21 protein-coding genes and 1 tRNA gene are annotated in these 26585 nt (G+C 51.3%); 9 read left to right on the forward strand and 13 right to left on the reverse strand.

Going from position 1 to position 26585, the window contains the following annotated elements; all coding sequences use genetic code 11:
* Positions 1-73: 73 nt before the first annotated feature.
* The 4 genes from JSQ97_RS05650 (at position 74) to amrB (ending at position 4975) form a co-directional block, all read left to right on the forward strand.
* Positions 74-640 (forward strand): hypothetical protein, encoded by a 567-nt coding sequence (locus tag JSQ97_RS05650; protein ID WP_205075159.1) that lies wholly within the window; start codon positions 74-76, stop codon positions 638-640.
* A complete protein-coding gene (locus JSQ97_RS05655; protein ID WP_205075160.1) occupies positions 624-1196 on the forward strand; it encodes a hypothetical protein in 573 nt (190 codons plus the stop codon). The genes JSQ97_RS05650 and JSQ97_RS05655 overlap by 17 nt, the downstream gene beginning before the upstream one ends.
* Before the next feature lie 282 nt (positions 1197-1478).
* Positions 1479-4115 carry a DUF3160 domain-containing protein gene (locus JSQ97_RS05660; RefSeq protein ID WP_205075161.1) on the forward strand — a complete coding sequence of 879 codons (2637 nt, stop codon included), beginning with the start codon at positions 1479-1481 and terminating at the stop codon, positions 4113-4115.
* A 74-nt stretch (positions 4116-4189) separates the two neighbouring features.
* Positions 4190-4975 carry an AmmeMemoRadiSam system protein B gene (gene amrB / locus JSQ97_RS05665; RefSeq protein WP_205075162.1) on the forward strand — a complete coding sequence of 262 codons (786 nt, stop codon included), beginning with the start codon at positions 4190-4192 and terminating at the stop codon, positions 4973-4975.
* Positions 4976-5058: 83 nt separating this feature from the next.
* Here amrB and JSQ97_RS05670 read toward each other — a convergent pair whose 3' ends face one another.
* The 8 genes from JSQ97_RS05670 to JSQ97_RS05705 form a co-directional block, all read right to left on the reverse strand.
* Positions 5059-6315 (reverse strand): M48 family metallopeptidase, encoded by a 1257-nt coding sequence (locus JSQ97_RS05670; protein WP_239446990.1) that lies wholly within the window; start codon positions 6313-6315, stop codon positions 5059-5061.
* A 249-nt stretch (positions 6316-6564) separates the two neighbouring features.
* A complete protein-coding gene (locus tag JSQ97_RS05675) occupies positions 6565-8064 on the reverse strand; it encodes a dihydroorotase (RefSeq protein ID WP_205075163.1) in 1500 nt (499 codons plus the stop codon).
* The gene (locus JSQ97_RS05680) at positions 8061-8516 is read right to left on the reverse strand and encodes an aspartate carbamoyltransferase regulatory subunit (protein WP_205075164.1); all 456 of its coding nucleotides are present in this window, start codon (positions 8514-8516) and stop codon (positions 8061-8063) included. Before JSQ97_RS05680 ends, JSQ97_RS05675 begins: the two co-directional genes overlap by 4 nt.
* Before the next feature lie 78 nt (positions 8517-8594).
* Positions 8595-9518: an aspartate carbamoyltransferase gene (pyrB, locus tag JSQ97_RS05685; protein WP_205075165.1), complete on the reverse strand. Its 924-nt coding sequence runs from the start codon at positions 9516-9518 to the stop codon at positions 8595-8597.
* A 101-nt stretch (positions 9519-9619) separates the two neighbouring features.
* Positions 9620-10837: an enoyl-ACP reductase FabV gene (gene fabV / locus JSQ97_RS05690; protein ID WP_205075166.1), complete on the reverse strand. Its 1218-nt coding sequence runs from the start codon at positions 10835-10837 to the stop codon at positions 9620-9622.
* 111 nt (positions 10838-10948) lie between these two features.
* Positions 10949-12217: a beta-ketoacyl-ACP synthase II gene (fabF, locus tag JSQ97_RS05695; RefSeq protein ID WP_205075167.1), complete on the reverse strand. Its 1269-nt coding sequence runs from the start codon at positions 12215-12217 to the stop codon at positions 10949-10951.
* 129 nt (positions 12218-12346) lie between these two features.
* A complete protein-coding gene (locus tag JSQ97_RS05700) occupies positions 12347-13309 on the reverse strand; it encodes a formylglycine-generating enzyme family protein (RefSeq protein ID WP_205075168.1) in 963 nt (320 codons plus the stop codon).
* A gap of 179 nt (positions 13310-13488) precedes the next feature.
* Complete coding sequence (locus tag JSQ97_RS05705; protein ID WP_205075169.1) at positions 13489-14439, reverse strand: magnesium transporter CorA family protein; 951 nt, start codon at positions 14437-14439, stop codon at positions 13489-13491.
* Positions 14440-14948: 509 nt separating this feature from the next.
* On the opposite strand from JSQ97_RS05705, the gene JSQ97_RS05710 reads away from it, so the two are divergent.
* The 3 genes from JSQ97_RS05710 (at position 14949) to JSQ97_RS05720 (ending at position 17454) form a co-directional block, all read left to right on the forward strand.
* Positions 14949-16385 carry a glycine--tRNA ligase gene (locus JSQ97_RS05710; protein WP_205075170.1) on the forward strand — a complete coding sequence of 479 codons (1437 nt, stop codon included), beginning with the start codon at positions 14949-14951 and terminating at the stop codon, positions 16383-16385.
* A 70-nt stretch (positions 16386-16455) separates the two neighbouring features.
* The gene (locus tag JSQ97_RS05715; RefSeq protein ID WP_205075171.1) at positions 16456-17217 is read left to right on the forward strand and encodes an aldo/keto reductase; all 762 of its coding nucleotides are present in this window, start codon (positions 16456-16458) and stop codon (positions 17215-17217) included.
* A gap of 163 nt (positions 17218-17380) precedes the next feature.
* Positions 17381-17454: transfer RNA gene (locus JSQ97_RS05720), tRNA-Ile, on the forward strand.
* A gap of 188 nt (positions 17455-17642) precedes the next feature.
* Here JSQ97_RS05720 and JSQ97_RS05725 read toward each other — a convergent pair.
* The 5 genes from JSQ97_RS05725 to JSQ97_RS05745 all read right to left on the reverse strand — a co-directional run bounded on the left by JSQ97_RS05725 (position 17643) and on the right by JSQ97_RS05745 (position 24794).
* Positions 17643-19781: a methyl-accepting chemotaxis protein gene (locus JSQ97_RS05725; protein WP_205075172.1), complete on the reverse strand. Its 2139-nt coding sequence runs from the start codon at positions 19779-19781 to the stop codon at positions 17643-17645.
* A gap of 150 nt (positions 19782-19931) precedes the next feature.
* A complete protein-coding gene (pyrH, locus tag JSQ97_RS05730; RefSeq protein ID WP_370586936.1) occupies positions 19932-20630 on the reverse strand; it encodes a UMP kinase in 699 nt (232 codons plus the stop codon).
* A 95-nt stretch (positions 20631-20725) separates the two neighbouring features.
* On the reverse strand, positions 20726-21865 hold the full coding sequence (gene dnaJ / locus JSQ97_RS05735) for a molecular chaperone DnaJ (RefSeq protein ID WP_205075173.1): 1140 nt from the start codon (positions 21863-21865) through the stop codon (positions 20726-20728).
* A 219-nt stretch (positions 21866-22084) separates the two neighbouring features.
* Positions 22085-24034: a molecular chaperone DnaK gene (gene dnaK / locus JSQ97_RS05740; protein WP_205075174.1), complete on the reverse strand. Its 1950-nt coding sequence runs from the start codon at positions 24032-24034 to the stop codon at positions 22085-22087.
* 16 nt (positions 24035-24050) lie between these two features.
* Positions 24051-24794, reverse strand: coding sequence for a nucleotide exchange factor GrpE (locus JSQ97_RS05745; protein ID WP_205075175.1), 744 nt, complete (start codon positions 24792-24794; stop codon positions 24051-24053).
* Between the two features lie 355 nt (positions 24795-25149).
* Between JSQ97_RS05745 and JSQ97_RS05750 the strand changes: the two genes are divergently transcribed.
* Together JSQ97_RS05750 and JSQ97_RS13060 are read left to right on the forward strand one after the other, a co-directional pair.
* Positions 25150-26187, forward strand: coding sequence for an ABC transporter substrate-binding protein (locus JSQ97_RS05750; RefSeq protein ID WP_205075176.1), 1038 nt, complete (start codon positions 25150-25152; stop codon positions 26185-26187).
* Between the two features lie 104 nt (positions 26188-26291).
* Positions 26292-26423, forward strand: a complete 132-nt coding sequence (locus tag JSQ97_RS13060; RefSeq protein ID WP_255519636.1) for a hypothetical protein — start codon at positions 26292-26294, stop codon at positions 26421-26423.
* The last annotated feature ends 162 nt before the right edge of the window (positions 26424-26585 follow it).

The following is a 26585-nucleotide window of genomic DNA, read 5'->3' on the forward strand; positions in this document are numbered from 1 at the left end:
GAAATCCGATTTTTCGGGCGGTTTCATTTTCTTCGAATGTATATCTTATTATTGATAGGAGACAAACAGCAAGATGAAAAAATTGATCGGAATCGTTGCGCTCATCGCAGCGACAATGACGGCGACAAGCTGCTTTTCGACGGGTTATAAATTCGGCGCAAGCAAAAGCGATGTCAAAAAAGCGGTAACGAGCGGAAATTGGGGAAGCCCGAAAGATTGCGTCGTGTTATTCGGGAGCGAATATGTCGATTTCCACGTATTTCAGCAAAATCCCGCTTTCGGTTATCAACGCTATGATGCGCAGGTAAGCGGAACAACGACGGGAACATCGATTTTTCTTGTGGCCGTCGCAAAAACGAAATCGATGTTTTTTATACGGCCATTACCGGTAGGCAGTGAAATTGCAATATATGCATATAGAAACTCGGGTGCATATGGCGATACGGTCATGTATTGCGGCATACAAGGAGTCGATTACGTCTTTAACAAACCGGGACTTTTGTATTACGATAAAAACGATCCGGAACATAAGAACGAATACGAATCGTTGAAGTCGATGCAGTCGTATTTTAAAAACACGGATTGGGAACCGGTGATTGAAAAACGTATGGAGGAATTGGCAAATGAATCGAAGAAATAAATTATTAATTTCAGGCTTATGCTTTATCTTTACAGCGGCAACACTGTTTGCAGCAGACGTAAAAGAAAAATCGGTAAAAATTCCGGGCGGCAATAAGGTCGTCATCGTCGGAAGGATTTCTTTTAAAACGCCTATCGATATCGAAGGACGCAGAAAAGGGCTGTATGCTGAGGAAAATAAAAACCCGAGTACCTATTCAATGGGTGAAACTTTTAAACCCGTGTGGGAATTCGAAGAGCCGTTTTATTATACCGCAAAAATAGATGCGGACGGAACGGTAACACTCGACTATGCACGGTGCAGACTCTTCAGTACTTATCAGGATTTTTTTGATGTTCCGCTCTCAGTGAAAATCGTCATTCCCGAAGGCGCGCAGTTCGTCTATATCGGAAACTTCGAATACGATCTCGACTATGCGCTGCGTATTAAAGGCTTTCAACATTACGACGAATACGAAAAAGCAAAAAAATGGATCAACCGCGCCGTCGGTAAAGATGTTACACTTGTACGCGGCGAATTGAATTTCATTAAAGCGGAAGACAGCAAAAAGAAATAAAATCAGTTAATCCGATAAAATCCTGCCTTCATCGGGCGGGATTTTTTTTGCCCGTTTGTAAGTCCCCGTTCGCATATTGCCGATCTCCTGTTCCGGTGCGCGGAGGCGGTACGCATATTGTTTATATCGTATGTAGCATCGATAGTGCGCCATCCGTATATTGTTAAATCCCCGGTACGACGATATACTTATGTAATGCGTGCATACATATTTCTTTTTTTATCGATATTGTTTATAAGCTGCACAAAAGCGAAAGTCGATCCTGCGCGACAGGAGACGAAAATGAGATCGACCAGCGAAGCGGAAACGACCGAAGAAATCCTACCGCTCCCCCGCTATAACAATACAAGCGTCGTATCATTCGAACGGCTCGATGCCGCCGACGGTGCCTTTCATACCGACGCTCACGCAGCGTATGTAAACGATGCACTTACGTTCGTGCCTTTTCCCGATCAGGGGATGAACTATGCTCGCACGGCTGTAGTCGGAAGCCGCGTATGCATGCTCTATCCCGAATCGGATTTCGATATCGATATATCGAACGGAGAAGCTTCGATCAAAAACGAAAACGATATGCACGGCACCCCTATTCCCTTTGCTTCTATCGTCAGGATATTCGGAGAAAAAATCATCAATGCCGATACGACGCTGCCGGATTACACGCACCGCACATTTCCGTTTCAAGACAATTACAATTGGTTTTATCCCGTCGAGTGGCAGGGTAAAACGGGCTATGTATTCGGTGCCGACCTCTTCGGTCTCGACGATCCGCCCGAAAAAAACAGGATTTCCGCAGAGCTTTATCGAACGCATTCCGACTACGATGCGTTTTATCCCGTCGCAGGCTACACGCCCCTCGGCGAGGATGTCGCAGCGGCGCTCGAAGCGAACAGAATCGCCTTTCAAAAAACGCCGCTTCGGAAATACTACCGGCCGGACGATATGATTTCGTTTTACCGCGAAATCGGCAGGCAGGATCCGTTTATCCCGTATTTTATATCGACGGATTTGATTGCGCATTCGCAGCATCTCATATTCGACAGAATGCTGCAATACACGGAAGAGTTCGCATTTATGCCGAAACTGCTGTCGTTGACGCAAAACTGTATCGCTGCTCTTCAAGCGAATGCGGACGCCGATGCCGAAACGAAAAACAAAGCGATCATGTATTTCCAAGTCGCCGAAGCGCTTCTCCGTACGGCACCCGAAAGAATCGAAAAAAACATACGCTACGAAAAAACCGTAACATACGAAGAGCGCGATGAAAATAAAATTCTTTCCGAGTACCCGAAAGAAGTCGTCGAAGATTACAAGCGCATAAAAAAAGCGGAAACGGAAGCGGGCTTCGGTTCGGCGCTGCCGCTTTCCGTATTTCCGAGCGTACGGGAAGACTTTTCGCAGTATAAAGCGCGCGGTCACTACACGAAAAACGGAGCGCTCGAAGCGTATTTTCGTGCGCAGATGTGGTACGGGCGCATTCACTTTTTGATCGCCCGTGAAAAGGTCGATTCAGGCGAAACGCTCGAAGCGGAAAAAGCCGCGCTTTTTATAATCGATACGGTGCGGAAAAATGCGGCGCTCTATGATCAATGGGCTTCGCTTTTCAATCCGATCACCGACCTCATCGGTCTTTCGGACGATTTGAGTTTTTACGACGTGCTTCCGCTGTGGAAAGAGGCGCGCACATCCGATTTCGCATCGTGGTCGTCCGACAGAAAAAATATTATTAATTTTATGAAGCTGTGCCGGGAAAAACTCCGTCCTCCTGCGATCGGTTCCGAAAGCGCGCTTTACGGCAGATCAAACGATGGGGCAGAGCCGCCTGCGGGCTGGAGACTTTTCGGTCAGCGCTTTACGCTCGACTCGGCAATTCATTACAGAGTTTCTTCTCCCCGTCTTCTAAAAATCGTCGGCGATACGATCTACGGCCGCACTATGGTAAGCGGTCTTGATATCATAAAAGCGTTCGGTTCCCGATCGGCGGATCTGCTTTTGGAAAATGAATATAAAGAGCATGAAGCGATCGGGTTCCGCGAAACGCTCGATGCGATCGAACGCGAAATCGATTCGTACGGCGATGACTATTGGAATAAAACCTATTATACGCAAGTGCTGCGTCAAATCAAAACGCTTGCACAATTTGAAAGCGGCGCCGGATTTTATTTTACCGAAACACCGCTGTGGAATTTAAAATCTCTTATAACGGCTCACAGCGCGTGGGCGGAACTTCGGCACGATACGATTTTATATACCAAACAGTGCTATGCGGAAAAAGGCGGCGGCGGCGATTTCGAACCGACGTTCAGGACCGAGCCGATCCCGCGCCCGACGCATTACATAGAACCGAATATCCCCTTTTGGATCGCATCGCTCAATTCGGTACAAAAGCTGCGCTCGGTGTACACGACTTACGATCTGCTCGACGCCGATGCGGAAATCGTGCTCAACGGTCTTTTGAAAATGTATCAAAAGATACTCGCGATATGCAGAAAAGAAGCGGCGGACAAGCTGATAAGCGATGAAGAAAATCGATGGATACCCGTAATCGCCGCCGAACTCGAAAAATACGTTTTGGTTCACAACGGTTTCGACGCTGCGTACACGAACGACGAAGACGCTTTTAAAATGGCATGCATTGCCGATGTATTTACGGATGCGGAGTCGGGAACGGTTCTCGAAACGGGCATCGCCTCTCCTTTGCGCATCTATGTCGCGCTCAACGACGGACAGGGCGGCAAGCGTATCGCAGTCGGCTATTGTTTCAGCTACGCGGAATTCGCCGTACCGATCAACAAACGTATGACCGATGAAGAGTGGAAAAAAATCGTATATCGAAAAGACGGAAATATCGAAGCGTATTATCCGTTTTGGGAAAGAGGATGGATCATACCCGACGACGGCGTTTTCTCATATTATTAAGCCCACTCTTTGCCGCCGCATTATTAACAATATGTATGTGCGCTTTCCGCCTGAAGAGGAAACAGGCGGATACGGTGTATTTCATACCGACGTGGGCGGCAGAGCAGGATAGCGAACCGTATTCGATCGAACTTCCCTTCGAAGCGCTTCCGCCCTCCGATTCGTTTCCGTGGGCGGCGACTGTAAGCCACCACTTGCTCGCGCACGGGCAAATCGACGCTCTCTTTCGCGAGATCGCCGCAAGACGGAAGGTGCGGACGTTTTTTATCGTAAGCCCCTCGCATTGGGATCTTTCGACAAAACCGTGGTCTCTTGCCGATGTCTCGTGGAATGCAGGAGGCGGACGCACGACAATGACCGAACGAAAGACGGAAGCCGACATCGCAAAGGTGCTCGGCGTTTCATACGATGCGCAAGTGTTTCCGCTCGAACACGGCATCACGACGCTCATCCCCTATATCGCGCGGTATTTTCCGAACGCCCGCGTCGCAGCCGTCGCCGTTGGCGGAGAACCGCCCGTAAACCAAAGCGATGCCGAAAAATTGACAAGTGCACTCGCGCCTTACTTTACACGCCGAAACAGAAAATACAATTTTTTATTGATCTCGACCGACTTTTCTCATTTAAGCGGTATAAAAGAGACCGCTCGCAAGGATGCATCTTCGCGCATCTTTTTCGATGCACCGTCGAAGAAGACGTGGATATACGCGGTGTGCGATAATCGACCCGGCATCTACGTGCTCACGCATCTCATCGACGAAGATACGAAATGCGCCCTTTTGTTTCACACGACATCGTACGAGCTTTCGGGAAAAGGGGAAGACGACATTACAAGTTATTATTTTTCGCTGTTTTATTAAAAGGGTAAATGGCGAGCTTGGAAAGTATCAGAGCGCACGGCAAGCCTCAGAAAGCCCGAAATCAAGCGCAGCGAAAATCACCCCTACTCCAGCGCGCGAAGGCGTTCGAGCAGCGTCGGGTGCGAATAGGTAAACGCGCTGTAGATTTTCGCCGTCCGTACTTCGCCGTTGTTTTCCCGATTCAATGCGATGAGTGCGGACGAAAGCGCTTTTCCGGAACCGCACAATTTCTTTGCGTATGCGTCGGCTTCGTATTCGTCTTTTCGCGAAAAGAAATTGGAAACAAGCCGAACAAAGATGCCGTAGCCGCCGAAAACTTCCGACAACAAAAAGAGCGCGATGAATTTCATGTACGGAAGCGCCGCATCATACGAAAAGCCGAATCCGCTGTAGAGCGCTTCGTATGACGTGAGGCGGGCGGCGGCAAAGAGGACGGCGTACACAAGCGGGATCGTCACGGCAAAACGCTTTACGATGTGATGTTTTTTGTAGTGTCCGAGTTCGTGCGCGAGGACGGCGCCGACTTCATCGACCGAAAGCTGTTCGACGAGCGTATCGTAAAGCACGACGCGCTTGGTTTTTCCGAAGCCCGTAAAATACGCGTTCGAGTGTTTGCTGCGTTTCGACGCATCCATGATAAAAACTCCGCTCGATTTGAATCCCGTACGCTCCATAAAATCGGAGATGCGCGACTTGAGCGCACCCTCTCCGAGCGGAGTAAATTTATTAAAAAGAGGAGCGATGAGGCGCGGATAGATAAACGACATGAGAAGCGAAAACGCGACGTAAACGCTTGCAAGCACGAAGGGCCATGCGCTCACGTGTTCGAAGATCGCCGTCATCGCCGAAAATAAAAGCACCGACACGACGAGGGCGACGGTAAAAGATTTGAGCTTATCCGCGATCCAAAGCCGCAGCATCATCGAAGAGAAACCGAAGCGCTTTTCGATGACGAACTCTTCATACCATTCGAACGGGAGCGATAAGACGGCGGACGGGATCGATACCGTAAACGCAAAGATGAGCGTCAGCGCATACGGATTATCGGATACGGACTTAAGCGCACGGAAAACGTGCGGATAAAAACCCGAAAGCAGCAAAACCGCGCCGAGCGTCGTCGATGCACCGTATTCGAAAACCCAAAGGCGATAGCGCGCATCTTTATACGCACACGTTTTTTCCGCATCATGCGATGTGATATACGGCGCGAGTTCCGGAGGTATGTCGCGTCCGTATTTTTTTCGAAACACGTATTGGGTTCGCTCAATAAAATTATTTAATAAAAACGAAAGAAAAGTTCCGACACAATAAAGTACGACAAAAAGGTTTGAAAATTGCATGGAACGAGTATAGCACGCAGCGTTTGCACGGAGCAAGCGCGTGAAATGAAGTCTGCGCTCGGCGTTTGCACAAGATGCGTCCCGTGCGCGGTATTCGCTCGGCGTTTGCACGGAGCAAGCGCGTGAGACAGCGCATAAGATGCATCGCGTACAGTGTTTGCGCGGCATTCGCTCGGCACGTACGACTTTTACGCAGCATTTGTGCGACACGATCGCGTTCACCCGACAGCGACGATGCGTGAGCATCCGTTACAGTACCCGCCTGCCTCCGACAAAGAGCTCTTTTACTTTGCCGACGAGTTCCCGTCCGTCGAACGGAGTCGCTTTCCCCTTACTGAAAAAAGCGCTCGTATCCACCGTCCACTTTTCTTCTGGATCGACGAACACGATGTCGGCATCGAAACCGGGAGCAAGCACGCCTTTATTGAGACCGAGAATGCGCGCGGGATTTGCCGACATGAGAGCCGACAATCGCTTCGCTCCGAGCTGACCGCCTGCAACGAGAACGGTATTGCACACCGCAAAGGCCGTTTCGAGTCCCGTAAAGCCGGGACTGCCCGCGGCTTTGTCTTCGAGCGTATGCGGCGCGTGATCGGTTGCGATGACATCGACCGTACCGTCGCGGAGTCCTTCAAGGAGTACGACGCGGTCGTCTTCGCTCCTGAGCGGCGGATTTACGAGCGCGCGTATAAAAGGTTCGTCGGTACCGCAGAGAGCCAAGTGATGCGGAGTTACTTCGCAGGTAACACGGAAACGTTTTTCTTCCCTCGCTTCGGGTACATAGCGCGTACCGTCGAGGACGGCTTCGTACGCGGCGTCCGCTTCATCGGCGAGGTAGTCCGCTTCATCGTCCGAAAGCGATTCTTTTGCGCTGCGCACCGCGTCGAGGGCGGCGGCCGTACTCACGTGCGCGATGTGCACGCGGCATCCCGCTTCGCGCGCGATCATGATATTGCGGATCGTCGCGCTGTTTTCCGCGAGCGCGAGCAGATCGTTCGCTTTTGTCAAAAGGCTCGCGATTTTGTCGAGTACTTCGTCGGGAACGTCATCGTCGTCGTCCGCTCCCCACGCGGCAAGGTGATAGGCTTCCATCAGTTTGAGCGCTTCACGGCGGTAAGTTTTTGCCGCGGCCGCAAGCGATGCGTCTTCGCTGTGACAGCTTACGATGATGCCGCGCCGGGCGGCTCTCGTCATAGCGTCGAGCATGACGGAAGCGGATGCGACATCGTTTCCGTCTTCGGTAATAAGCGGCACGCGAGATGCGTCGAGGTCTTCGATGTGTCGGGTATCCGAACCTCCGAAATCCTTCGTGATGCTCACCGACTGTATCACTCCGGCAAGTCCGAGAGAAGCGGCTTCCCGATCGATTTCGAGCGCGCTCATCTGCGACGAAACGACGGGAGTCGTATTCGGCATCGCGACGACGGTACCGAAGCCTCCGGCACAAGCTGCGCGCAATCCGCTTGTCAAATCTTCTTTTTGGGTCTGCCCGGGATAGCGCAAGTGCACATGCATATCGATAAAAGCGGGCATGAGCGTGAGCCCCTGCGCGTCGACATATTCGACGGAGGGATGCTCATAGCCGTCTTCTGCGAGCACGGAAAGAGCGAGAGCTTCCGTCGTTTTTTTATTCGTAAAATAGCCGGTATAGACCGCGCGGATTTTATCGTCCACGACAAGCAACGCACCGGGCGTGTCGATCGCTTCGTCAAGGAGGCGCGCATTGTAAAAAAGGAGAGCGCGAGTCACGACTTCGCCTCCACGGGATTTCCGCCTTCCCCTGCCGTATACAGCGCGTCGCAGAATTCGCAGCGGTACAATCTCTTCGTGCGGTCGACGAGCAGAAAGGTCGACGGAACGAAACTTTCGCTCACGGTGACGCAGCGCGGATTTTTACAGCGGAATACGTTTTGCACGCGCGGCGGCAGGGCCATATTGATTTTACGAACGACTTTTTCGTCTTTAATAATATTGACGCAGATATCGGGATCGATAAAACCGAGTACCGAAAAATCGATGTCGATGATATTGTCGATTTTGATCATATCTTTTTTGCCGCTCTTTTGCGACGGCACGTTCATGATGAGCGCCGACGTAAAAGAAGAAGCGTCGAGGCCGAGCCGGCGGAAAATACGCCAGCCCGTACCCGCTCTGATGTGATCTATTACCAAACCGTTTTTAATCGCCGTTACGTTCATCACCGCCTCCGCTTGTATCGGGAACCAAAAAAACTGCAATGTAAGGCCGCTTAAAAAACCGACCGAATTTTTAAAACCGCCCTACAAACAGCCCGTCAATTTTGCAATGAGCGCCATGCGCGCATACATGCCGTACTTCACCTGTCTGAAATACGCAGAGCGCGGATCGTCGTCGACTTCCGGCGCTATTTCGTTTACGCGCGGCAGCGGATGAAGCACGATCATATCCGGTCTCGCAAGCTTCATCTTCGCTTTATCGAGGATGTAGCTGTCCTTTAAGCGGATGTAATCCTGCTCGTTGAAAAAGCGTTCTTTTTGCACACGCGTCATATAGAGGATATCGATTTTATCGATGACGTCTTCGAGGCGGTTCGCGCTTTCGTATTCGGCGCCGGATGCATCGAGCACGCTTTCCCGAATGTATTCGGGGATCGCAAGTTCGCTCGGACTGATAAAGACGAATTTATTATTTTTATAGCGGCACATGGCCTGCACGAGACTGTGCACGGTGCGCCCGAATTTCAAATCCCCGCAAAAGCCTACGGTAAGATTTTCAAAACCGCCGCGAAGCTCTCGTATCGTCACCAAATCGGTGAGCGTTTGCGTCGGGTGGAAGTGGCCTCCGTCGCCCGCATTTATGATCGGACACGACGAAAAACGGGATGCGAGGAGCGCCGCACCTTCTTTCGGACTGCGCATCGCGATGACGTCGACATAAGATGAAACGACGCGGATCGTATCGGAAAGCGATTCTCCTTTTGCCGCGGAGCTTGACTGCGCATCCGAAAATCCCTCGACTGCGCCTCCGAGACGGAGCATCGCCGCTTCGAACGAAAGACGCGTGCGCGTGCTCGGTTCAAAAAAAAGCGCCGCAAGAATTTTCCCGCGGCACACATCTTGAAACGCTGCAGGATCGACGATCATCTGTTCGGAAAGAGAGCAGATTTCATCGATCTCTTCGACGGAAAGATCATCCGGCTCTATAAGGTGGCGTCCTTCCAACATACGAACCTCCCGCAGCTTAGGCGCCGCCCCGACTCTTGCGCTCGGCACAAAAGACGGAGCGGTATTATTAATTAATAATTTTTATCGGCATCAAGCGCCGTTCAATCGATCGTATCCATACGCGCGACATCCTTATCGTAATCGACGCCCGCGATATCGAACCCGTTTGCAGCGAGAAAGTCGTGCTTGTAGCCTTCGAGGTCGCAGAGCTCGCGGATATTTTCCTGCGTCACCGACTTCATGCTTTCGAGACATTTTTCCTGCACGTCGTCCGCAAGTTCGAGATCGTCGATTCTGATGCGGTGCTCGCTGTCGGTCGGAACCGTACCGTCGGCCGTATAGAGTCGTTCGGTAAAGAGACGCTCCATCTGTTCGATGCATCCTTCGTGTGTTCCCTTTTCTTTCATCACTTTAAATAAAATCGACAGGTACAGCGATATGATCGGGATGACCGCGCTCGAACGCGTGACGAGTCCCTTGTTGACGGAAATGTACGCGCCTCCTCCGACCGACGATTTCAACTCTTTATCCAAGTCGAGCGCCGCTTTTTCCAAATCGAGCTTTGCAGTGCCGATCGTGCCGTCGCGGTAAATCGCATGGCTGAGTTCGGGTCCGATATACGAATACGCGATCGTACGGCAGCCTTGCGCAAGGACTCCCGCATCGGACAGCTGTTTGATCCAGCGCCTCCAGTCGTCTCCGCCCATCACTTTGATCGTACTTGCGATTTCTTCTTCCGTCGCCGGCTCCGCGCTCGACTCTTTGAGCGTTTCGGTCATAATGTCGATACACTTTCCGCTGTAGGGTTTTCCGCGCGGCTTGATCACCGATTTGTAAAGCACTTTCGTATCGGGGTCGGTGCGCACGGGACTTGCAAGACTGTAAATTATCAAATCGAATTTGGCTCCGAGTTTTTTCACTTCGTCGATGACGCGCGCTCTCGTTTCGTCGGCAAAGGCGTCTGCATTCAGCGTGACGGATGCAAGTCCTTCTTTTTTCGCCGCGCGATCGAAAGCCGCATTGTTGTACCAGCCGGGTGTGCCGCCCTTCGTTTCGGTTCCCGCTTTTTCGAACGAAACGCCGATCGTGTCGGCTCCGTATTCGAATGCGGCCACGATGCGGCTTGCAAGTCCGTATCCCGTCGAACAGCCGAGAACGAGCACGGTTTTCGGCCCCGCCCCGCCTTCTTTTGCACCCTTGATGCCGCGCTTTTCTTTTTGCGTCTTGATATACGCGATTTCGTTTTCCGTTTCTTTTGCACAGCCTACAGGATGCGCGTTGATACAGATGCTGCTTCGAACCATCGGTTTAATAATCATAACTACCTCTCATAAAAACTTTTGCAGGAAGCTAGAGCCTCCGGCTCGTTCTGCAAAGAACTGATTCTACGTGTCCGCTTTCGCGGACTTCGAATCAACTTCCGCCTCTCTTTATTCGTACCGCTTAACGATGACGCACCCGTTATGTCCGCCGAAACCGAGCGATACGCTCGCCGCCGCGTCGATGCGCATTTTTCTGCCTTTGTTCGGAACGTAATCCAAATCGCAGCCGTGCTCGACATCGGGTTCGTCAAGGTTCATCGTCGGAGGTGCAAAACCGTCTCCGATCGCTTTGACGCAAAAGAGCGCTTCGATAACGCCCGCAGCTCCGATCATGTGTCCGGTCATACTCTTCGTCGAAGATACCGCCAATGTATACGCGTGATCGCCGAAAGCGCGCTTTATCATTTTCGTTTCCGTTTCGTCGTTCGCCTGGGTCGACGTACCGTGCGCGTTGTAATACTGAACCGAAGAAGGCTGCATACCCGCGTCGGCAAAAGCGCGTTCGATACAAAGCGCTCCCCCCGAACCGTCGGGAGAAGGTGCGGTTATGTGATAAGCGTCGCTCGACGACCCGTAACCTGCGATTTCCGCATAGATGCGCGCGCCGCGCTTTTTCGCGTGTTCGAGTTCTTCGAGCACGAGGGCGGCGCTTCCTTCGGCCATGACAAAGCCGTCTCTTGCTTTATCGAAGGGGCGGCTCGCTTTTTCCGGACAATCGTTGAACGAAGACGCGAGTGCTTGCAGCACTTGAAAGCAGCCGATGCTGAATCCCGTGATGCACGCTTCCGTGCCGCTTCCGATGCATACGTCCACTCTGCCGCTTCGAATCAAATCGGACGCGAGGCCGATCGCATCGGTTCCGGAAGCGCATGCGGTCGAAATCGTCCATACAGGGCCGTGTACGCCGAGAAGCATGCTGACGTTCGCGGCAGCTTCGTTTTGCAGCATCATCGGAGCGGTGAGCGGCGGCAGCCGGCTCACGCCGAAGCGGGGATCGCAGTATTTTTTAAAACCGTCTTCGATCGCGTCGTAGCCGCCGATGCCGACGCCGTTTACAATGCCCGACGCGTCCTGCCCGAAAGACGATCCGTCGTAGCCCGCATCGCGAACGGCCTGCAGAGAAGCGGCTGTAAGAAAGCGCGTAAAGCGCGCCATTTTTCGCACGACTTTGTGATCCGAACCGTACGCGTCGAGTGAAAAATCTTTTACTTCGGCCGCGATCCTTACGGGATAATCGGAAGCATCGAAAAGAGTAATTTTTCCGATGCCGCTTTTGCCGGCTTTAATACCCGCCCATGTCGATGCGACATCGTTTCCGAGCGGAGTGACGGCACCCAAACCCGTAATGACGACACGCCGCCGTGATTGAATATCCATTGATTCAGTGTACAAGGTATGACGTTTTTATTCAATAAGGCCAAATGTCGCGTTTAATACTCTTTGTTGTGACGCGGTATGTGAGACAAGATCCCGCACGAAAAAACTCGAATTTTCCGATCATCTGCGTTATTCGCTCGATGCGATTCGAAAGCCCATGTAAGTATACGCTTCGTTCGGATCGAATGCGTAGCGGTCGCCCGCGTTGATAAAGGGTGTGTATTCCGAAACGCTTCCGCCGCGGCTTACGCGCTTTGAACCGTATGCGGGGCCTGTATACCGCACTTCCTTTTTTTGCTCCGTGTAATCGGCAAACCAATCCCAGCAGAATTCGAGTACGTTGCCGCTCATATCGTATATGCCGCTTCCGTTTGCATTGCCCGATCCGGGAGCAGGCGGCGCTTCCGGCGTAAATACCGTGCCTGCCGTTCCGACGATCCGAGGGGCATCCGCATTGCTGCAGTCCCATGCGACAAGCGACGCGTCATCTCTTCCTTCACCCCCCGTTTCGCCGCTTGCCTTATCGCCTCGCTGCATGCCGCTTTTCGTTATACGGGCGGCGTACTCCCATTCGGCTTCCGTCGGCAGCCTATAGCCGTCGGCGTTCCAGTCGCATACGGACAGGTCGCACGAAGCGGTATCGGTCGAATCGCGCAGCACTTTTCCTTTATACGAATAGCACGGCGTTTTATTTTCGATTTCGCTGAGCGCATTGCACCACACGATCGCATCGTACCAATTTATCGCCGTAACCGGTAAATATTTATCCGCGTCCGTCGGCTCTCCGCCGCGTCTGCCTTCCGAGCCGCCCTGTCCGGGGTTTGCAAAAACATAGCCGCGCCCTTCCGCGTCTATACGCACGGCGTACCAAAGCGCGTATGTCGTTTCGAATTTATTGATTTTAAACGGCAAAACGGTACGTTCGGCCGTATAGGTTTGACTGTTTTCGCCGATGATGAAAGTACGGGCGGCGTTTCCGTCGGTCGGCCGCGTCATATCGAGGCCGCCGAATGTATCGCTTCCGCCCTTCGCGCAGAGCGGAAATGCCGTACAAAAAATTACTGAAATCAGTACGATAGCATATTTTTTCATAAGTTCTCCAAAAGAAAACGCTCAAGCAATTTTTGCATCCGACCTCAGCGACGACGATATTTCGGACGGCGTTTTTTTATCATATCTTCTCGTTAGTAAAATATAAAAAATTACGAAAGGTTTCAACGTAATTCGATTCGCCGAATGAACCTGCAGGCCGAGCGCAGATGCGGTGCCGATTATTTTTTTATCGACGTACGGTCGCGGAGCATGAGTGCGGTGATGATCGTCGTGAGGATGCAGCCGCCTGAAATGACGAACATACCGACCCACCCGTTGCTTGAAAACGGCAGCGGTACGTTCATACCGAAAAAGCTCGTGATAAACGTCGGCACCATGAGTACGAGATTGATGACGGTGAGGCGTTTCATGCTGACGTTCAAATTGTTCGAAATGACCGACGTAAAAGTGTCCATGAGTCCCGCGAGGATATTGTTGTAGGTTTCCGCCATACCGATCGCCTGCTTGTTGTCGATGTCTACATCGTCGAGCCAATCGTAATCGTCTTCGTCGAGATTTAATAATTTCGTTCTGCGAAGTTTTTGCAGCAAAAGCTGGTTGCTTGTAAGAGACGTCGTAAAATATTCGAGAGACTTTTGCAAATTGAGAAGCTTTACGATTTCTTTGTTTTCGATCGGTCCCTGCAGTTCGCGCTGCATGGCGGTCGTCTGACGGTTTATCTCTTTGAGATAACGCAAAAACGTCGTGTCGGCGCGGCTCATCAGTTTGATGATAAAATCCGGAAAATCGTCGAGCGTGATCCCCTTTACTTGTCCCGACGCGATACCGCCGAGTATGTCGCAGCTTGAAGAGCATATCGTGATGATCGTATTTCCTTCGATCACGATGCCGAGGGGGATCGTATAAAACGATACTTCCGCAGCCGCATCGTACACCGGCATCCGTATGATGACGAGCACGTACGAGTCTCCGTCTTCGATGCGCGAAAGCTCGTCGGGGTCGAGGATATCGACGATGTGGTCGTAATCTATGCCGCAACTTGTTTCGAGAAGCGAAGCGTCAATGCTCGAAACGTTGCGGGCGTCGACCCACGTGCGGTTTTCTTCGTCCAATCGTTTTCCGGAAACGCGGACGAATTGTCCGTTTTTTTGCTGCCAATAAGAAATCATCGCGGATGAAATCTTAGCAGAAAAAAGCGCAAAGCGCAATCAACGAAAATGGAACAATATAAAATGTTGTCTTTTCGGGTGATGCTGTGGTTATAATAAAAAATAACGGTGTTGTTGTATGATTTTTATACGACGATTTTGCCTAATAAGCGGATTGTGACGGATATGGGGAAGAGTCGTTATGTAAACGACTTACTGAACCTCTTGGAAGCGGAAAAATGTTTAAAAGAAAATTGAAGATACTGTTTTAAAAGAATACAGAGATAATCTGAAAGTTGAAGTACGATGCGTTGCGTGCGATCGGCGAGCTGTTTAGATTTATGCGAATAAGGCGAAATGCCATATGCCTGCCGTTTTTCTTTTATTTTATTGCTACAATCGATTTTTTTTGGTAAAATCGCCGTCATAGCGAATGAACGTTTTGAACGGAACGCTTAATAATTTTTTGTGACGGGAGCTTCTAAAGACTGCGGTTTTCGGAAGCAGCCCGGTACGTACGGGAGACGGCTATGGCGGAAACGAATCACGAATGCACGCTTGATAAAATCATCAGTTTGTGCAAGCGGCGCGGCTTTGTATATCAATCGAGTGAAATTTACGGCGGACAGGCGGGCGCGTGGGATTACGGTCCGCTCGGTATCGAACTCAAACGCAATATCCAAAACGCGTGGTGGAAAGAGATGACGCAGCTCCACGACGATGTCGTCGGCCTCGACTCTTCGATCTTTATGCATCATACGACGTGGGAAGCGAGCGGACACGTTGCGCATTTTTCCGATCCGATGATCGACTGCACCGAATGCAAAGCGCGTTTTCGCGCGGATCAGCTCATCGAAGATTTTTGCGCTTCTCACGACGTAAAGCCCGAAAAAGCGGTAGACGCGATGTCGCACGAAGAGATGAAAGCGTTTATCGACGAACACGGAGTGAATTGCCCCGTATGCGGCAAGCACAGCTATACCGCCGTGCGCGAATTCAATTTGATGTTTAAAACGCATCTCGGCCCCGTCGAAAGCGACACGTCCGTCGTATACCTGCGTCCGGAAACCTGTCAGGGCATATTCGTCGATTTTAAAAATATCGTTCAATCGAACCGGATGAAGATCCCGTTCGGCGTCGCGCAGGTCGGAAAATCGTTCCGCAACGAAATCATCTTTAAGAATTTTATCTTCCGCACCTGCGAATTCGAACAGATGGAAATGGAATACTTTTGCAAACCCGGTGCCGACGACGATGCGTTCGCGTATTGGCGGGAACAACGCTGGAACTTTTACAAGCGGTACGGCATCTCGGAAAAAAATCTTCACTGGAAGCACCACGATAAACTTGCACACTATGCAAAGGATGCATACGATATCCAATACCGCTTTCCGATCGGCTTCGAAGAGATCGAAGGCATCCACAACCGCACGGATTTCGACCTGTCGCAGCACACGAAGTACAGCGGCAAAGATATGAGCTATATCGATCAGGACGACGGCAACAAACGTTACACTCCGTACGTCATCGAAACGTCCGCAGGATTGAACCGCAACTTTCTCATGTTTTTGTGCGAAGCGTACGAAGAGCAAAACGTCGCATCCGACGGCGGAGAAGATTACCGTACGGTGCTGCATCTCCATCCGCGTCTCGCGCCAGTCACGGTCGCCGTACTCCCGATGATGAAAAAAGACGGGCTCGTGGAGATAGCGGCGGACATCCGCAAAGCGCTCAAAGAAGATTTCGTCACCGATTACGATACGAGCGGTACGATCGGCAAACGCTACCGCCGGCAGGATGAAATCGGCACGCCGTTTTGCGTTACGGTCGATTATCAAACAAAAGACGACGACACCGTGACGATCCGCTTTCGCGATTCGATGGAACAAACGCGCGTCAAGCGAAGCGATTTGGTTTCCGAAATTCACAAAGCGATCGCCTCGTATACGCCCGTCATTAGAAATTAATAATCATGTATCGTATCTGCGCGGGCATTTTGCCGGTGCGTTTACGGTGCCTCCGTCCCACGGATAAAGTATGGAATACGTTCGGCTCGGCAAAACGAATCTCCTCGCAAGCAGAACGGCGTTCGGCGCCATGTCGCTGAAGCATACGGGAGATGTCGAAACGGCTTCGACGCTCATTCGAAAAGCATACGAAGCGGGAATCAATTTTTTCGATACGTCGCGCAGCGACGGTGCAAGCGAAAAGCTGCTCGGAGATGCGCTGTACGAAGTGCGGGAAAACGTCATCATCGCGACGAAATCGAAAGCCGCTTCGGGACAGGAACTCCTTCGCGACTTGGACGAAAGCCTGGGCGCGCTGCACTGCGATGCGATCGATCTGTATCAATACGAAACCGAAAATTTTGTCCCGACGGCAGACGGTAAAGACGGCATCTATCAAACGCTCCTTACGATGAAAGCCTCCGGTAAAATCAAACACATAGGAGCCGTAACCGAAGATTTCGATACCGCTTCGAAAATTATTAAAACGGAACTTTACGAAACGATTCAATTTCCGTTCAGCATGATAAGTCCCCTCGTCACGTCGTCACTCGTCGGTCTGTGTGCGGAACGCGATATGGGCTTCATCGCGATGCAGCCCTTGTGCGGGGGCGTGCTTTCGAATATCCCGCTTGCGTTCGGTTTCCTTCATCAATACGAAAACGTTTTTCCGCTGTGGGGTGCTGAAACGTCCGAAGAGCTTTCGCAGATTTTGTATTTCAACGATCGACCTCCGGTCATCGATGAAGCGTTTCAAAGAGATGTCGAAAAGCTGCGCACGTTTTTTAATTAGCGGGAAAGGCGGTTTGCGGGGCGGTTTTCTTTTTTGGCAATTTTTTTGCGTCTCGATAGGTACGGTTTTATCATCGCATTGATTTCCGTGGTATAGAAAATCGTTAACAGAAAATCGTCATGTTGACTAAAAATCCGCTTTTCTGATACAATGCATTCCGCTCGGGCCATTAGCTCAGTCGGTTAGAGCAGAGGACTCATAATCCTTTGGTCGTTTGTTCAAGTCAAACATGGCCCACCTCAAGGATTTGCGATTCGTTTCGGATTGTAAATCCTTTTTTTTATTCGTGCGGAGGGTTTAATACCCCGACGCTCGCCTCGGGGTGTTGATTAATTTCGGGAAAGCAAACGTTCATTGAAATTCAACAGTCGAACAAAATATCAATTTTGGAGAATGTTGAATTAGTGCGCACCTTGCGGACGTTCCTATATCTTAAACTTCCCGACTTCACGCGCCAAATTGTCGATACTCTGTTTGTTCTTTTGTGTGAGCGTACTTACTTCCTGTACGGCTTTATTGATTTCCACGGCGCCCGTAGCCATCTCGTTCATGCTGTCGGTAATGATGCGCGTCAAATCGTCGAGCTTGTGTATTTCCCGTGCGACGCCTTCACCGCCTTTGAGCATCTCTTCGGAACCCGTCTGAACTTCCATTGTGACCGCGGTGATTTTTTTAATTGCGCCGAGCACTTCTTTGCTGCCGTTTTCCTGTTCTTTCATCGCTTCGGTGAGGCGGGTACTCATGTCTTTAACCTGTTCGGCTAAGTTGAAAATCGCATTGAATTTTTCTTCGACGGTTTTGGAAGACGTCGAAAGCGTTTCGATCTCTCCGGAGAGCGTTTTCAGCGTCGACGTTATCGCTTTTCCCTGAGTCGCCGAATCTTCGGCAAGTTTGCGGATTTCATCGGCGACGACGGCAAAGCCCCTTCCCGCTTCGCCCGCATGGGCCGCTTCGATGGCGGCATTCATGGCGAGCAGGTTCGTTTGACTTGCAATATGCTGAATGACGCTCGACGCTTCCATGAGAGAACCGGATTCTTCGGTGATTTTTTGCGCTATGTCGTTCGATGTTACAAGCGTACCTTTGCCCTCGCCGGTGGCGGCTGCGAGATTTTTTATGGCTTCATCGGTTCTGTCGAGCGTTTGTCCGATCGTAGCGATGTTCGCAACCATCTCTTCCACCGATGCGGAAGACTGAGTAACGCTCGCCGCCTGTGCTTCGATGCTGCTGTTCAGCTGTCTTATCGTCCGGATGATCTCTTCGATCGTTGCCGCCGTTTCGGTAACGCTTGCGCTTTGCGTCAGCGTCTGTTGTTTTACGCCGTCGATATTCGCGCTGATTTCGTGAACGGCGCTCGCGGTCTCGGTCATGTTCGATGCGAGGTCGTTTCCGATATCGGTCATCGTATCGCTGTTCGTATCGACGGTACGTATGGACGAGCCGATCTTTTCGATCGTTTCGTTAAAGTATTTGCATACGTCCGTCACTTCGTCGTTGCCGCTGATCGGCAAGCGCACGGTCAAATCTCCTTCACCCTGTGCGATATCTTTCAAAGCGTTTGCCGCGAGCCGAACGGGTTTGACCATTTGCGTAGCGATAAAATAAATAATACCGAATACCGTAATTAAAATGAGTATGCCGATGATAAGCATCCAACGGCTCAATGCATTCACTTCTCCCATAAATTCTTCATGCGGAGCGTTGATAACGACCGTCCAGTCCGCCGTATGCATCTTTGCGGCTGCCGCGACTTTTGAAACGCCTTCGTATGTATACGAACCTATGACAGGTTCCGCCGAAGCTATGGCTTTGGATTCAAATGTTCCGATGGAAACCAGTGAGGGATCGGTTTTTGCCTCTTCGGAAGCGTTGGACATTTGCGTTACAAGTTCGGCATCCTGGTCGGCGATGGATGTTCCCGTCGGACCGATAATATAGCAGTTTCCCGTTTGTCCGATGACGATATCTTTGATATTATCCCGCAGTTGGAGACCGGAAATGTCGGCGGACAAAACGCCGCAGATGTTTTCGCCTTCATCGTAGATCGGAACGGCGACCGTAATGACGAGCGTATGATTTGCCCGTTCGATATACGGTTCGGAAATAAAATCTTTTCCCGAAAGCGCGTTTTGAAACCAGATTCTGTCGGCAACTTGGACGGTACCGCCGTCATAATAAAACGTTCCCCGCGGATCGCTTATATCGAGTTCGACGATGGAAGCGTTTTGCGCCGCTTCTTTTTTTAACAATGCGACTCGTTCCGCGTATGAATAGGAAGAATCGTACAGTGCGGGTATGCGCGCTATGCCTTCGAGAAATTGGAAGAGAGCATTTATTCTGCCGTCGACGATTTCAGTCGTGTCGATAGCCTTGTCGGTGAGATGCGCTTCTACTTTTTCGATGACCGCTTTACGCGCGGTATGAATCGCAAGAACGCTTTCGATCAATATGGCTAGGGCGATCAGACCGCCGAAAACAATAATTAATTTTTTACGGATCGAAAACAGCTTTTTCCCGGTTGCATCGTTTATCCCAGTCTTAATGGGCGCGGCATTCTTTTCCATAATTCGGCGAGGCTCCTTTTTTCGTATATCTGTCGGAATGATCTTTCACTCTGTTTGTTCAGTATATGTATTTTAGCGAATTACGTCCACTTGCGCAAACGTATCCGTTTTCAAGCGTGACGGGCACGGCTGTTCCGTACGATCGCCGTTTCAGTCTGCAATCTTCGTTCCGATAAAGCTTTTGCCGTCGAGGATATTTTTTATATTTTCGATGTTTTTTCCGGATGCGCAAATCACCGTCAAAGAAAGAGAAGCGGCTTTTTTGCTTGCGATCGGATCGAAAGGCACGTTCTTCCCCGGCGTCCACGTATCGCCGACGATTTTTCGGAAGTCTTTCCATGAGATCGTATCGATGGGCTTTGCATCCGGATTGGTGCGAGGATCGTCGGTGTACACTTTTTCGATATTCGAAAGATTGACGACCGTGTCCGCGCCGAATTTTTCGGCGAGCAGTACGGCATCATTATCCGTCGAAAAGCCCGGCTTCCATCCCGACGCGACGAGAATTTTTCCGGTGAACGATATATCCGCTGTCGGATCGGAGACGACATCGTCGAGGCACAGCTCGCCGCAGCAGGCTTTTAAAAGCTCGGCATTGAGCTTAGTCGCCATGATACCGATCCGGTCGGCCGCATCGTCCTGCATTTTTCCGACCGATTTTTCGAGCACGTCTCTGTAGGCGCTTTGATAGATGCGGGCGGGCGCGCCGCCTCCCGAAACGAATATGAGGCGTCGTCCCTGCTCTTTACCGAGCCACGCGCGCGCCATTGCGATAAAGCTGTTCAGGAATTCGACATCAGGTTTATCCGGGGCGATGATCGATCCGCCGACGGAGAGGATTTTCGTTATCATAGCGCCATTATAAAACCAATCGATTGCAAATGCAAGGTGTCGGGTGTAAACCCATCCTTTTCGAAAACCGCACGCTTTACGAAATCGAACTGCTATCGACTCAGCGATTCGAGCGGAATGAGAGCCGGAGACGTCGTCGGATTTTCGAGTGCGAGGTATTGTTCGAGGAGCGCCTTTTGCTGTGCGCTCAAACGCGAGGGCACCTGCACGACGATTTTAACGTAGAGGTCTCCGCGGCGGGACGTGCCCGTGTACGGTACGCCTTCGCCCTTGATACGTAAGAGTTTGCCGTTCGACGTTCCAGCAGGCACTTTGACGCTCACGCGCTTGTCGTCGAGGAGCGGTATCGTTATCTCGGCACCGAGGGATGCCTGTGCCATCGTGATCGGGACGGCGCAGTAGAGATCCTGCCCCGAACGCTCGAAAAAGCGGTCTTCGGCGACGTGGATGACGACGATCAAGTCCCCCGCCGGGCCGCCGTTTTGTCCCGCATCTCCCTGATGGGGGATGTCGATACGCTTGCCGTTGTCGACGCCTGCGGGGATCGTCAGCGTCATCATTTTATTTTTTTCCTGCACGCCCGACCCGTGACATACGGAACACGGCTTGTCGATGATCGTTCCCGTTCCGCGGCACGTCGGGCAGGTTTGCTGCATTGCAAAAAATCCCGAACTTCGCCTGATCTGACCCGTTCCCTGACACGAGGGACAAGTTTTGCGGCTTGAGCCGGCAGCGCCGCCCGTGCCGTGACAGGTCTCGCAGACTTCATTATGCGTAAAGCGGATTTCGGCTTTCGTACCGAATACCGCAGCTTTAAATGATATTTCCAAATCGTAGCGGAGCGTCGCGCCCTGAGCATGCCCGTCGGAAGTTCTGTGCGAAGATGAGAATCCGCCGCCGAAGATGTTTTCGAATATGTCGCCGAAGCCGCCGCCCATGCCGCCGAAAAGATCGCTGAAATCGTGAAACGCGTGAGAATATTGCGCCCCGCCGGATGCCGCGCCGTCGACGCCTGCAAAACCGTATTGATCGTAAAGGGGACGCTTTTTGTCGTCGGAAAGCACTTCGTAGGCTTCCGTCGCTTCTTTGAATTTTTCTTCGGCCGCTTTATCGCCCGGGTTTCTGTCGGGATGATATTTTATCGCAAGTTTACGGTACGCCTTTTTAATTTCGTCGAGCGAAGCGCTTTTTTCGACTCCGAGCACTTCGTAATAATCACGTTTTTCCGCCATATCTTCTGCCAAAAATCAATATTGGGCAAAACCGTCTCTGAAAACTGCAATTTTCAGAGATGCCCTATTAAAAAAAACTATAGCATAAAAAACACCTCCGACGCAATCGTACGGAGGTGTTTTCACGCCTTACGGGAGCCGCCGGATACAACGCCTGCGGCACTCATATCCGTTGCAACATACCGGACTTCGCAAAATCGCCGAAGCTCGATATGTGTTTTATTTGTCGTCGTGCACTTCGTATTCGGCGTCGTCGGCTTTGCCTTTATCGAAACCGCCGGACTGCGAGGCGCCCTGATCGTGGCCTGCACCGCCGCTTTGGGCTTGGCCTCCCGCGCCCTGCTGCTGTGCGGCTTGTTGTTTGTACACTTCTTCGGCGATCTTGTAGGACGCCTGCTTGAGCGCTTCCGTTTTCGACTTGATCTCTTCGACGTTGTCGCCTTCGAGCGCTTTTTTCAGCGCCGCAACGGCATCGTCGATCGCCTGCTTGTCCGCAGCGTTTACTTTGTCGCCCAAATCTTTCAGCGTCTTTTCCGTCGCGTAGATAAGGCTGTCCGCATCGTTTCGCGCATCGACGCTTTCGCGTTTGGCTTTATCGGCGGCGGCGTTCGCTTCCGCATCTTTTACCATGCGGTTGATCTCTTCTTCGCTCAAGCCGCTCGATGAAGTGATCTGGATGTGCTGCTCTTTACCCGTGCCCAAATCCTTTGCGCTGACGTGGACGATACCGTTCGCATCGATGTCGAAAGTAACTTCGATCTGCGGTACTCCGCGAGGAGCGGCAGGGATGCCGACGAGGTCGAAATTGCCGAGCGTGCGGTTTTGCGCCGCCATCTCGCGTTCGCCCTGCAGTACGTGAATCGATACCGCCGTCTGTCCGTCGGCCGCCGTCGAAAAGATTTGGCTCTTTTTCGTCGGGATCGTCGTATTGCGCGGGATGAGCTTCGTAAAGACGCCGCCCATCGTTTCAATGCCGAGCGAAAGAGGCGTTACATCGAGGAGGAGCACGTCCTTTACGTCTCCGCCCAAAACGCCGCCCTGGATCGCCGCCCCTACCGCGACCGCTTCATCGGGGTTTACCGAGCGGTTGCCTTCTTTTCCGAAAATCGCTTTGACGACTTCCTGCACTTTCGGCATACGGCTCGAACCGCCGACGAGCAACACTTCATCGATTTTATCCGGCGTAATGCCCGCATCGCTCATCGCTTTTTTGCACGGCTCTTTCGTCGCGTCGAGCAAGTCCGCCGTCATCGCTTCAAACTGCGCCCGCGTCAGCGTTTTTTGCAAATGCTTCGGACCGGACGCATCTGCGGTGATAAAGGGCAGATTGATGTCCGCCGTCGTCTGCGACGAAAGCTGGATCTTTGCGTTTTCCGCAGCTTCGCGCAAGCGCTGCATCGCCATAGCGTCGTTCGACAGATCGATGCCGCCGGTATCTTTTTTAAACTCGTCTACGAGCCAGTTGATGACTCGCCTGTCCCAGTCGTCGCCGCCGAGCTGCGTATTGCCGTTCGTCGATTTGACTTCGAAGACGCCGTTGCCGAGTTCGAGGATGGAAATATCGAAAGTACCGCCGCCCAAATCGTAGACGGCGATCGTCTTTTCTTTGCTCGAATCTTTATTGAAACCGAAGGCGAGAGAAGCTGCAGTCGGTTCGTTGATGATCCGCTTGACGTCAAGACCTGCGATTTTGCCGGCATCCTTTGTCGCCTGGCGCTGCGCGTCGTTGAAATACGCGGGCACCGTGATGACCGCTTCCGTCACCGGCTGACCGAGGTAATCCTCCGCCGTCTTTTTCATCTTTTGCAAAATGAAAGCGCTGATCTCCTGCGGGCTGTACTGCTTTTTTTCGCCGTTCTGTTCGATTTCGACTCTTACGTCTTCACCGTGGTCGATGACTTTATACGGCAGCTTCGTCGCTTCTCCCTTCAATTCGGAAAAGCGGTGCCCGATGAGGCGCTTGATGGAATACACCGTATTTTTCGGGTTCGTCACCATTTGGTTTTTTGCCGGAAGCCCGACGATGCGGTCGCCCTTCGACGTAAAGCCGACGATGGACGGAGTGGTTCTGCCGCCCTCCGAATTCTGAATGACGACCGGTTCGCCGTTTTCCATAACGGCGACGCATGAATTCGTTGTTCCTAAATCAATACCGATAATTTTTCCCATTTCAATATCTCCTCAATTATTTCGAATCGGATTTCTGTCCGGCTTTTTCGTCCGATTGAACCGAACCGTCGGGCATTGTCACCATAACTTTTGCGTGTCTGATAATCCTGTCTTTTAACTTATATCCCTTTAAATATACTTCTTTTAAAACCGGTTCGGCAACAGCACCCTGTACGCTTCCGATCGCTTCGTGTTCGTCGGGATCGAAGACATCGCCGGGTGTCCCGTAGCTCGACAGATTGTATTTGTCTTCGAGCATTTTGACGAGCGACGCGTTTATCATCTTTACGCCGTCGGCGATCGATTTGACGTCTTTCGCGTTCGCCGCCGCGTCTGTCGCACGGTCGAAATTGTCGAGGCTTTCGAGCAGATCGTGCAAAAGATTTTCGTTTGCGTAGTCGAATACGTCCTGCTTTTCTTTCAGCATACGCTTGCGATAATTGTCGAAATCGGCCGCACGGCGCAACACTTGATCTTTCAAATCGGCGTTTTCTTTTTTGAGCGTTTCGATTTGCGTTTTAAGTTTGGAAACCGCATCCCCGCAGGATCCTTCCGACGAGGATTTTTTGTCCGATTTTTTCGCCGCTGTTTCGGCTGCGCAGGCGTCCGCCTTTTCAGACGGTTTACAGTCTGCGCTGTTTTTTCCGCCGCTTTTCTGCGTTGCACCGTCGTGCGCTTTGTCTTTCGGCGGCGTTCCGGCGTGTGCCTTACCGTTCAGAGACGCTTCGTTTTCCGTTTTTTCTTTTTCCGATTCACCCATGTACTGTCACCTGTAAAAATATCTGAAGAATACAAAACAGACCGAAAAGTCCGGCTTTCATAATGTATTCTTTATACTATAAAAATACTAACGGAGCGGAGCAAGCGTCAAGAAATTTATATACAGGGGGAGGGCGTTTCGACGGGATGCCGAAAAACCGAGTGACTTTTGAAACGGCTCCGGCAGCAATCCGTGTTGCGCGGCACAGCGTAGGGGTGTTAAATCCTTCGCACGAATAAATTTTTTTCTTGCGTTTTGAAAATATCGTGATATAATCAAAGTATTGATCGGAACCGAAAGGATATTCAATCATCGATATGTCGTCAATTCGGTTTTTCTTATGATGGAGGATTTTATGAAAAAGTTGGCAGGGGTACTCGTATTGTTTGCGCTGGTCTTCGTCGGATGTAAAAAAGCCGATAAAAAGGCAGCTGCAAGCGACGTAACCGGTAAAGTCGTTATCTATACGTCGATGTACGAAGACGTTATAGATGCGGTCAGCCAAAAGCTCAAAGCGCAATTTCCGCACCTCGAAGTGGAATTCTTTTACGGCGGTACCGGAAAGATCCAAGCCAAAATCGCTGCGGAAAAAGACAGCGGCAAACTCGGCTGCGATATGATGATGGTCGCCGAACCCGCTTATTCGCTCGAATTAAAAGAAAACGGTATGCTGCACAATTATATGTCGCCGGAAGCGAGCGCACTTTCGTTCGAATACGATAAAGAGGGCGCATGGTATCCGGTACGCATCTGTACGATGGTTCTCGCCTACAATCCCGAAAAATATTCTACAAGCGACATTCCGACGACGCTCAAAGATTTCGCGCTCGATCCGCGCCTTACCGGCTACAGTTCCATGTCGAACCCGCTCACGTCGGGCACGGCTATGGCTTCGATCGTCGGTCTCCTCGACGCATACGGCGAAGATTATTTTGTCGGCCTCGGAAAACAGCGCGTCGCCATCGAATCCGGCTCCGTCGCGCTCACCAAGCTCGAAACCGGTGAATGCAAAGAGATCATGATACTCGAAGAATCCGTATTGAAAAAACGGCAGGAAGAGGGTTCGAAGCTTGCGGTCATCTACCCCGAAGACGGAGTATTGTGCATCCCGTCGACGGTTATGACGGTCAACGAAAAATGGTGTGCGAACAACAACATCAAAGCGTGCGAAGCGGTGACCGACTGGCTGCTCGGCAAAGACGGACAGCAGTGCATGGTGGACGGCTGGATGCATTCGGTCAGGGGCGATGTCGATTACGTTCCCTACGATTCCATCCCGAACAAAGAAGCGTACGCGAAGACGATCCCGATCGATTGGGAAAAATGCTACAAAGAGCGCGATTCGATCCGCACGGCATTCGAAGAGCACGTCACGATCAAAAAAAATAAATAATTATCGATTCCGAACTGCGCACGAAGCGGCATGCTTTGTGCGCGCTTTTATTTTTGCGCTCACGCGCACGAATGCGCCATCTCCGGAAGTTGATACTTCCTGCGATGTCGCATTTCAAGGAAAGTTTAAAAGTGCCGCTCAAATGGCGCGGCACTTTTAACTTCGAGTTTTCTTTCGAAAACTCGCTGATGTACGTGTGCGCTCACGCGCACGAATGCGCCATCTTCGGAAGTTGATACTTCCTGCGATGTCGCATTTAAGGAAAGTTTAAAAGCGCCGCTCAAATGGCGCGGCACTTTTAATTTCGAGTTTTCTTTCGAAAACTCGCTGATGTACGTGTGCACTCACGCGCACCGATACGGTATTTTCGAAAATTGATATTTTCTGCAATACCGTAT

The organism is Treponema sp. Marseille-Q4523 (genome assembly GCF_016901105.1).
GTDB lineage: Bacteria > Spirochaetota > Spirochaetia > Treponematales > Treponemataceae > Treponema_D.